The following is an 8682-nucleotide window of genomic DNA, read 5'->3' as shown; positions in this document are numbered from 1 at the left end:
ACAACCGCAACCCCACCAGGGCCACGCCAGAGACCTCCTCAAGACCAATGACGGGCAAGAACCAACTCGTCGTCACCTTCGGTGACGGCTAACACTGTACTTCCGGGTCCTCGAAGGGCTCGCCGGCTACCCCAAGATGTCCAAGAGCATCCCCGCGTCGAGCATCCACCTCAACATGACCCAGGCCGAGATCACCGACCGGGTGATGGACGACGAGGAGTCGTCCCAGGCCGCCTTGCTGTCGGCGATCGAGCTCAGCAGCGGCTGGGACGCCGTGGATGTCGCCCGCGCCCGCGAGGCATTCGCAGACCGCGTCCTGCGTCCGGACCGTTGGCGCCAGGCTCGACGAGAGTTCTGCCAATCGTTTGCCCAACTCGCGGCGATGTGGCAGCGATGCGCCCGGTGAGCCCGGTCCTCGTCCTCCTCGGTGCGTCGGGACGCCTCGGCCGTGCAGTCCAGCCGCTGGCCGTCGCCGCCGGATTCCACGTCGTTGCGGTCGCGCGGACGCCGCCGGCTCCTCCGATATCGGGCAGCACTCAGTGGGTTGGCGCAGACTTGACGGTCGTCCGGGACCGCACCCGAGTTGCCGCCGCCGTTACGGGCCACATCTCTTCATCCGGTCTTCCTATCTACGTCGTCGACATTGTTCTCGACCGTAGCGGGGTAGACGCCATGCACCGCAGCATCCGAGGCGCGACCGAAGGCGTGCTGCAGCTACGAACCGAGTTTCGCGCCGCTGGCCAGGAAACGACGCTCATCGCCGCGAGTACTACCGCTGTGCTCGCTCCCGGGCTCTACCAGACGCCGTACGGGCTCGCGAAGCGCAGGCAGGTCGTCACGTATGCCCGCTCCGGAGTCGCGGGCGCCGCGCTACTGCTCCCCCAACTCGGCCCGGGAACGGGCACCGTATCGAAACCTCAACCGACCTGGTCCTTCGAGCAGGCCGCTCAAGCATTGGTCAGCGCCGTGTCGGCCGCACCGCACCACGGCTTCACAGTGCGCGTGCCCGCCCTCGACGCCGACGCCAGGAGCAGCCATGTGGCTGTCAACGGCAGCACACTCCTGGCCCATCTCCACAGTCTTGTGCTCGACCGCGACTCCATGCTCGCCCATCGAGCGGCAGCCCGCAGCCGGCTGGGCTGGACTCCCGAGCGCCTTCGGCTCCGCTTCGATCATCACCACGCACCGGCGGCACTGGTACGCCGATTCGGCAAGCGATACCACCTTGTCATCGTCGATGAGCGGTCCGGCTGCGGTCCTATCCCCTGGGGGAGTCATGAATGACGACAGCGTCGATGTCCTTGTCATCGGGTCGGGGCTGTGTGGCCTTACCATCGCCGTCACCGCCGCGCGGCACGGGCTGCGCGTTCGCTGCCTCGGCGATGGACGCCCCGCGGCCTCGCTGGCCAACTTCGGCCAGTTGCACTCCGGCGCCGTCTACGCCCCGGTGCTCCCCGCACTCGGCACAGCATGCTGGGAGCACCGGGACCGCTGGCACGACCTGGCCAGGCCCGCACAGCTCGGGGAGGCTACCGGGCTGGCGCTGTTCCACTCAGCAGATGCCGTGCAGCGCTACCTGGACGCCTGGAAGCAGATCGGTATCCACGCCTCGGGGGTGGACCCCCAAGGTGCGGGAAGGTTCCCATCGCCGGCAGCCGCCTTTCGTATCCCGGACTACAGCGTCGACCTGTCGGTCCTCAACGCCGGCCTCGTCGATCTGGCACGGACCAGCGGCGTACCGGATGTGCAGCGGCATACCGCCGCCCTGCGTCGCGATCCGGAGAGCGGCCTCGTCTCGATCGCGCCTCCAGCGCCGCAGTCGCGGATGGTGGTGCTGGCAGCCGGCGCCGGCACACCGACCTTGCTGGCCGACACCGGAATCCAGCACACCCTGCACAACCGCCGAATTGCCTGGGGCCGACAGCCCGGGCTTGCGGCAGAGGGTGTGACCTACTGGCTGGACGGCGATCTGCTCGCCATCAGTCCGGATCGTGGGGGCATCCGCGTGGGCTTGCCCAGCGTGAAAGGTGGATACGGCACAACGGCGGAAGAGCGTGCCCGACTACTGGAAGCGCTCGATCGACACCGTCTCCACCAGTCCCGCCCGGACCTCAGGCTGATCTGGGGGACCGTGTGCGAGCCGACGAGTCCGCAGGCTGACCCATCCAGCCTTGTCGTGGACCTCCGACAGCCTCCGGAGGGGTGGACTCCCACCGGGAACCTGCTTGTCGCGCTGCCCGGCAAATGGACCACCGCCTGGCACTGCGCCGACCAGGTGGTCGACGCACTCATCTGACAGACGAGGTCCGAGCTATCCGATGCCGATGGCGTCCCTCACCCGCTCCAGCAACGGCCTGGTCTGCTTCCGGGCCTTGTCCGCGCCGTGGGCAAGCAGGTCGTCCAGCTCACTACCCTGCGCCATCAACGCCTCGTAGCGTTCCCGAAGCGGCGCGAACTCAGCGACAAGCGCGTCAGCGAGCTGTGCCTTCACCTCTCCCCAGCCCATCCCACCGGCCGACAGCCGCGCCCGTGTCTCGGTGACCAGGTCCGCCGCACCGAACCGCTCAAGCAGCTTGAACACGGCAGCGGAGTCGGGATCCTTCGGTTCCTCCACCGGAACGCTGTCGGTCGGGATACGCCGGATCAGTTTCCGCAGGCTGGGCTCTGGCGCGAACAGAGGAATCGTGTTGCCGTACGACTTACTCATCTTGCGCCCGTCAGTGCCGGGCAGTGTGTGCGCCGACCCCTCATCCGGAATGACAGCAGCGGGGATCTTGAACTTGAACCGGTCCCCGTACACGGCGTTGAAAGAGCCAGCGATGTCCGCGGCGTACTCGACATGCTGGACCTGGTCGCGACCGACGGGCACCACATCGGCATCCATGATGAGGATGTCGACCGCCATCAGCACCGGGTAGTTGAACAGGCCCATGTTCACGCCGGCGTCAAGATCCTCCTTGCCGGCCTCCCGGTTGCGGTCACGCGACGCCTTGTAGGCGTGCGCCCGGTTCATCAGGCCCTTACTGGCCATGCACGCCAGGATCCAGTTCAGCTCGAAAATCTCCGGGATGTCCGACTGACGGTAGAACGTGGTGCGATCCGGGTCGAGCCCGGCCGCCAACCAGGTGGCCGCCACGGATCGGGTGTAGTGCTGCAACTGATCACGGTCGCGGATCGTCGTCAGCGCGTGATAGTCCGCGATGAAATACAGCGACTCGTAGCTGTCGGCCAATCGCAGCGCCGGCAGGATCGCGCCGATGTAGTTGCCCAGATGCGGCTCACCGGTCGGCTTGATGCCGGTCAGCGATACCCTTCGCGCCGTCGAACCCATGGGCATGACACTACCGTGAGCTGCCATCGATCTTCCGTCCTCATTGGCTATCGCCGCATACCGAGATGCTCCTGTTGCCGTTCGCAAGGCTGAGCAGCGACGGCAACTCCGCCATGCTCCTGAAGGCTCCAACCGGCCCCGGCGCGGAGCCGCCGGGCGCGTACCGCAGTACCCGCATTCCCGCGCTACGTGCGGCCGCCACCCCGGACTCGCTGTCCTCGACAACGACGCAGCGGGCAGGCGGGACGCCCATCCTGGAGGCGGCCAGCAGAAACAGGTCAGGAGCCGGTTTGCCGCGGGCGACCTCGGCGGCCGTGAAGATCCGGCCCTCGAAGTACGCCGCCAGGCCACAGATGCCCAGGGTCAACGCGACCTTCTCGGGCCGCCCGTTCGACGCCACGCAGGCGGGAACACGAAGCTGCTGCAGCACCGGCACGATGCCGGGCACCGGCGCCACCTGGGCACGCAGCGCGGCATCAACCGCGACTGTCAGCGCGTCGAACCAACCGGACGGGACAGCACCACCAAGGCGATCGGCGATCAACCGGGCCGCCGCCGCTTGATCGAGACCGGCGAACGTACGACTGCACTCCTGGTCGGTGATCTGGATACCCAGCTGCCGCATCCGGTCGGCGATTACCCGGCTGACGATCGGCTCGCTGTCCACCAATACCCCGTCACAGTCGAAGATGACGAGATCGACCGGGCCATGATCGCCCATCGGTGATCGCCTCCCTTCCAGGCCGCGTCGCACCAGTAGCCGCCGGTCCCCGCATCGCCGGCAGGGTCCAACGGCTCCCGAGCACCCACCGAGCGACCACCCACCACCGGCGTACGCGAAAAAGGCCCCGACCGGCAGAGAACTACCAGGTCAGGGCCTTGATCGTTGGTGCGCCGCCAGGGACTCGAACCCCGAACCCGCGGATTAAGAGTCCGCTGCTCTGCCAGTTGAGCTAGCGGCGCTCGTTGGCAACGGAGAGAACCCTAGCACGCCTCCTGAGCGGGGTTCCAATCCGATACCCGGCTCCACCCTTCGGGCAGGCTTACCGGTCGAAGCCCCCCAAATTATCCCACGATCGCCGCCTCGGGCGGTGGGGCGTGGCCGTCATACGGCACGATGTCCGCCAGGTACGCGAGAACAGAGGTGGGAATGGGCAGGTTCGCGCGGGCCGGGGCGACGGTAGGCGCCCTGAGCCTGATGGCGTCGCTGGCACTGACCGGGTGCGGTGACGACCAGAAGAAGGCGGAGTTCGTCGACGGTGCGCCCGCCGTCGGCAGCAGCGTCGCCGCCGAGACAGGAACGGCACCGGCCGACTCAGCCACGGGCGCCGGCCTGACGTTCAAGGTCAGCCCGGCGGACGGGGCCAAGAACAGGCCGGTCAGCACCGAGATCTCCGCGAAGGTCCCCGAGGGCGGCAAGGCGACCGACCTCACTCTCACCGCCGCGAACGGCGACAAGGTCGAGGGCCGCTGGCGCGCCGACGGTTCGTCCTGGGTGCCGAACGAGCCCCTGAAGTACGGCACCCGCTACACGGCCACCGTCAACGCCGCCGGCGCCGGTGGTGAGGCGAGGCAGGGCACCAGCACGTTCACGACGATGGCCAAGCCGAAGTCGATGATCGCCTCCGGGCTCTACCTGTTCAGCGACAAGACGTACGGCGTCGGTATGCCGGTCGTCACCGAGTTCCACCCCGGCATCCCCGAGAAGGACCGGGCCGCGGTGCAGAAGCGGATGTTCGTCCGCACCGACCCGCCGCAGCCCGGCGCGTGGCACTGGGTCTCCAACGGCACCCAGGCCTACTACCGGGCACCGGAATACTGGAAGCCCGGGACCACCATCACCGTACGGATCGCGCTGGCCGGCATCCCGCTCAGCAACGGCAAGTACGGCAACGTCGACCGGAGCGCCACTGCCAAGATCGGCCGGGCGTTCGAGATGAAGGTCGACAACGCCACCAAGAAGATGAGCGTCTACCAGGACGGCCAGCTCCTCCGTACGATCCCGGTGAGCCTGGGCAAGAAGAGCACCCCCTCCTCCAGCGGCACGATGGTGGTGATGGAGAAGAAGGAGTCCACGGTCTTCGACACCCGCGACGACCCGGACCCGGCCAACCGGTACGTCACCGAGATCGACTTCGCCCAGCGGCTCACCTGGGGCGGCGAGTACATCCATGCCGCGCCCTGGTCCGAGCACGTGCAGGGGCGGCAGAACGTCTCGCACGGCTGCGTCAACGTCTCGATGGCGCAGGCGAAGTGGCTCTTCTCCCAGACCCGGGTCGGCGATCCGATCACCATCAAGGGGACCGAGCGCAAGCTCACGCCGGGCAACGGCTGGACGGCCTGGAGCCTGAGCTGGTCCGAGTTCGTCAAGGGCAGCGCGCTGCCGGTGCCGGAGGGCGGTGCCGGGCCGGCTCTGGCCTGACAGGACCATCAGCACGGGGGGCGGGCACCGGGATTCCGGCGCCCGCTCCCCGTCATTTGCGAGCATCACTCGTCAAAGTACGACTTTTCGCCAGATTCAGACATCATGGTTCGAGTGTTTCTCTTCACCTCCGGCAACGGGTACCTGTTTCCGTGCGTCAGTGAGAGACGATGGGCAACCGGGGCACCACGACAGTGAGGGAATCATGCGCGCAACCCAGGACCAGCTGACCCGGCGCGGTGGCCGACGCCGCGTGTTCGCGGCGGGGCTGCTCGCCGCCGTGTTGGCGCTCACCAGCGCCTGCACCGACGGCGAGGGGGGCAAGCCGTCGGCCTGGCAGGGTGGCGGCGAGAGCGCACCCAAGGCCGCGGCGACCATCACCGAGCCCGCGGCCGACGCGAAGGACGTGCCGGCGTCCACCGGCATCACCTTCACCACGAAGGACACGAAGGACACCGCGATCGAGCTGAAGGACTCGGCCGGCGCGCCCGTCGAGGGCGCGCTCTCCGGTGACGGGAAGAGCTGGCTGCCCAAGGGCGCCCTGAAGTACGGCGAGACCTACACGGCCACCGTCACGGCGACCGGGGACGACGGCAAGCCGGCGCAGGCGACCAGCACCTTCACCACCATGGCCAAGCCCGGCAAGCAGATACGGGTCAGCAGCTTCCTCGGCGACGACCAGGTCGTCGGCGTCGGCATGCCGCTGATCGTGAAGTTCAGCCGGTCCATCCCCGAGGACTACCGGGACGACGTCCAGCGGCGGATGACGGTGACCTCCACGCCGGCCCAGGAGGGCATCTGGCACTGGGTCAGCCCCACCGAGATCCGCTACCGGCCGAAGGAGTTCTGGAAGGCCGGCAGCACCATCTCGTACCGCGTGCAGGCCGGTGGCCTCCCCCTCGGTGACGGCTGGTACGGCCGGGCGGACCTGACGGTCGACATCAAGACGGGCCCGGCGGTGATCATGACGGTCGACAACAAGACGAAGCGGATGACCGTCACCAAGGACGGCAAGGTGATCAAGACCATCCCCGTCAGCCTCGGCAAGAAGAGCACGCCGTCGTCCAGTGGCACGATGGTGGTCATCGAGAAGCTACGCAAGACGGTCTTCGACACCTTCGAGGAACTGGGTCCCGAGGACGGCTACCGCACCAAGATCGACTATGCTCAGCGCCTCACCTGGGGCGGCGAGTTCATCCACGCCGCGCCCTGGTCCGAGGGCCAGCAGGGCAGCGTCAACGTCTCGCACGGCTGCGTCAACGTGTCGATGAAGTACGGCGCCTGGCTGTTCGACAACACCCGGGTCGGCGACCCGATCACCGTCAAGGGCACCGAACGCAAGCTCGCCAACGGCAACGGCTGGACCGACTGGAACCTGAGCTGGGACGAGTACGTCAAGGGCAGCGCCCTCCCGTACGACCCGGACGCCGCCGCTTCGCCGGATGCCGAGGCCACCCCCGACGACGCGGCCGAGTCCCCGAGCGCGGAGCCGACCGCCTGACCCGGCCGCGGGCTCCGGCCCTCGGCAGCAACGGCGAAGGCCCCCTCCGAGCGGAGGGGGCCTTCGTGCTGAGGGTGACTGATGGGAATTGAACCCACGACAACCGGGACCACAACCCGGTGCTCTGCCAACTGAGCTACAGCCACCATGCGCTCCGCTCCGGCGGGGCCGGGCGGCGTGCGGACTAATAATAGCCACACCCCCGCCACCCACGTCCACCGGGTTCCCCGCCCCGGTCCTGCCCCCAGACGTGCTGGCGGGAGAGCTAGCTAGGGGCGAGGTGGCCCAAGAGAGGCGCCGCGCACCAAGGTCTCCCCGGCTCGCCTGCGCCCCGTCGCCGTCCGTCGTTACGGGGCGGCAACGGTCGGGTCCGCGCCGCGGTCGCCCTCCCGCTTGAATAGCGCCGTCACCTCGTCCTTGCCCGGCAACTCGGCACCGGTCACAGCAAGGGCCACCTGCCGCCCCCGAGGCTCGTCCACCTCTCGGCAACGATCAAGGTTCCGGTAATCCTCAAGGAACCGGAAAGCAAGACCGGGATCGTAGGACCAGCCCCCGAGGCGATGATTCCAAATCAAGGCCCGGCCCTCGATCGGGTCCACGATGAAGATCCCTGCCGGCTCATCATCGTCTTCGTTCTTGTATATCGCGCAATAGGTCAACATCTTCGCGCTCCAGAAGGTTGATTAGTTGCTCGGAGACAGGGAAATCGTCTGCCGTGAGGCCAAATCCGGCGACAACGTCCCGAAACGATTCACCTCGCGAACACAGCCATTCAAGGTAGTCTCGCCAGACGGCCTGGCGACCCGAGATCCACTTGGCGAACGTGGCATCCTTCGCGGGAAACCTGAGCGAGAGACCTTCCGGCACAGAATCGGGCAGCCCGGATTCACGGTTGACCCGAAGCATCTCGAGGAAAGCGGGCAGACGACGAAAGCTCGGCTCGGATTCCCGGCGCAACACCCCGTATGCCTGGTGCGTTCGCAGCCAGGCCTCCCTGGAAGCATTGCTGTGCAACTGCAACTCGAACACCTGACCAGACGGGGAGCGCATGGTGCAGTTGAACCCGTAGAACCTGTTCCCAGGATGCCAGAAGTTCTTGCACGAGTCATCTTCGGCGTCGAAGCCAAGGCTCGTCAGCCTTGCCAGAATCGCTTCCAACGCAGGCTTGTAGAACTCACCCCCCGGCATGGAGAACGAGAACCGGAGCACATCGTTGACCGCGACAGCAAATCCCTCCACCGACTCGCCGACGACGGCTGCCTCGTCTAGGAACTTGCGCTCGATCGACTCGAAGCTCTTGACACGGAACTCGACGTCACGAAGATCGACCAATTCCTGGATTCCGAGTGACTCCGTCACCTGTCGACCCACGGTCCTGAGCACGGACTCGATGTGGTCCGCTTCTTCTAGCGCCCGCTCACGCAGTCC

Annotated in this window: 9 protein-coding genes and 2 tRNA genes; 5 read left to right on the top strand and 6 right to left on the bottom strand. The window is 67.2% G+C overall.

The window, feature by feature from the left end; all coding sequences use genetic code 11:
- Window positions 1–136: 136 nt before the first annotated feature.
- The 3 genes from ACFT41_RS05520 (at window position 137) to ACFT41_RS05510 (ending at window position 2296) form a co-directional block, all read left to right on the top strand.
- Window positions 137–406, top strand: a complete 270-nt coding sequence (locus ACFT41_RS05520; protein ID WP_377588746.1) for a hypothetical protein — start codon at window positions 137–139, stop codon at window positions 404–406.
- A 149-nt stretch (window positions 407–555) separates the two neighbouring features.
- Window positions 556–1284 carry a hypothetical protein gene (locus ACFT41_RS05515; RefSeq protein ID WP_377588745.1) on the top strand — a complete coding sequence of 243 codons (729 nt, stop codon included), beginning with the start codon at window positions 556–558 and terminating at the stop codon, window positions 1282–1284.
- Entirely contained in the window at window positions 1277–2296 is a 1020-nt protein-coding gene (locus ACFT41_RS05510; RefSeq protein ID WP_377588744.1) for an NAD(P)/FAD-dependent oxidoreductase, read from the top strand. The genes ACFT41_RS05515 and ACFT41_RS05510 overlap by 8 nt, the downstream gene beginning before the upstream one ends.
- 15 nt (window positions 2297–2311) lie before the next feature.
- Here the strand turns inward: ACFT41_RS05510 and ACFT41_RS05505 are convergent, their stop codons facing one another.
- The 3 genes from ACFT41_RS05505 to ACFT41_RS05495 all read right to left on the bottom strand — a co-directional run bounded on the left by ACFT41_RS05505 (window position 2312) and on the right by ACFT41_RS05495 (window position 4294).
- Window positions 2312–3331 carry a tryptophan--tRNA ligase gene (locus tag ACFT41_RS05505; RefSeq protein WP_377588743.1) on the bottom strand — a complete coding sequence of 340 codons (1020 nt, stop codon included), beginning with the start codon at window positions 3329–3331 and terminating at the stop codon, window positions 2312–2314.
- Between the two features lie 40 nt (window positions 3332–3371).
- A complete protein-coding gene (locus ACFT41_RS05500; RefSeq protein WP_377588742.1) occupies window positions 3372–4052 on the bottom strand; it encodes an HAD family hydrolase in 681 nt (226 codons plus the stop codon).
- A 166-nt stretch (window positions 4053–4218) separates the two neighbouring features.
- Window positions 4219–4294: transfer RNA gene (locus ACFT41_RS05495), tRNA-Lys, on the bottom strand.
- A gap of 187 nt (window positions 4295–4481) precedes the next feature.
- Here ACFT41_RS05495 and ACFT41_RS05490 point away from each other — a divergent pair.
- A complete protein-coding gene (locus tag ACFT41_RS05490; RefSeq protein WP_377588741.1) occupies window positions 4482–5753 on the top strand; it encodes an Ig-like domain-containing protein in 1272 nt (423 codons plus the stop codon).
- Window positions 5754–5958: 205 nt separating this feature from the next.
- Window positions 5959–7254 (top strand): Ig-like domain-containing protein, encoded by a 1296-nt coding sequence (locus ACFT41_RS05485; protein ID WP_377588740.1) that lies wholly within the window; start codon window positions 5959–5961, stop codon window positions 7252–7254.
- 73 nt (window positions 7255–7327) lie between these two features.
- Here ACFT41_RS05485 and ACFT41_RS05480 read toward each other — a convergent pair.
- The 3 genes from ACFT41_RS05480 to ACFT41_RS05470 all read right to left on the bottom strand — a co-directional run bounded on the left by ACFT41_RS05480 (window position 7328) and on the right by ACFT41_RS05470 (window position 8613).
- Window positions 7328–7400, bottom strand: a tRNA-His gene (locus ACFT41_RS05480).
- Between the two features lie 201 nt (window positions 7401–7601).
- On the bottom strand, window positions 7602–7853 hold the full coding sequence (locus tag ACFT41_RS05475; protein ID WP_377588739.1) for a hypothetical protein: 252 nt from the start codon (window positions 7851–7853) through the stop codon (window positions 7602–7604).
- Window positions 7854–7875: 22 nt separating this feature from the next.
- A complete protein-coding gene (locus tag ACFT41_RS05470; RefSeq protein ID WP_377588738.1) occupies window positions 7876–8613 on the bottom strand; it encodes a hypothetical protein in 738 nt (245 codons plus the stop codon).
- Window positions 8614–8682 lie beyond the last annotated feature (69 nt).

Origin of the sequence: Micromonospora sp. NPDC057141 (assembly GCF_042670805.1) — a bacterium.
Lineage (GTDB): Bacteria > Actinomycetota > Actinomycetes > Mycobacteriales > Micromonosporaceae > Micromonospora.
This window is presented reverse-complemented; position numbering and strand designations above follow the sequence as displayed.

Excerpts from the sequence above, each read along its gene's own strand:
- ACFT41_RS05505 (WP_377588743.1), bottom strand. The coding sequence starts at position 3,331 with ATGGGTTCGACGGCGCGAAGGGTATCGCTGACCGGCATCAAGCCGACC.
- ACFT41_RS05485 (WP_377588740.1), top strand. The coding sequence starts at position 5,959 with ATGCGCGCAACCCAGGACCAGCTGACCCGGCGCGGTGGCCGACGCCGC.
- ACFT41_RS05520 (WP_377588746.1), top strand. The coding sequence starts at position 137 with ATGTCCAAGAGCATCCCCGCGTCGAGCATCCACCTCAACATGACCCAG.
- ACFT41_RS05500 (WP_377588742.1), bottom strand. The coding sequence starts at position 4,052 with ATGGGCGATCATGGCCCGGTCGATCTCGTCATCTTCGACTGTGACGGG.
- ACFT41_RS05510 (WP_377588744.1), top strand. The coding sequence starts at position 1,277 with ATGAATGACGACAGCGTCGATGTCCTTGTCATCGGGTCGGGGCTGTGT.
- ACFT41_RS05490 (WP_377588741.1), top strand. The coding sequence starts at position 4,482 with ATGGGCAGGTTCGCGCGGGCCGGGGCGACGGTAGGCGCCCTGAGCCTG.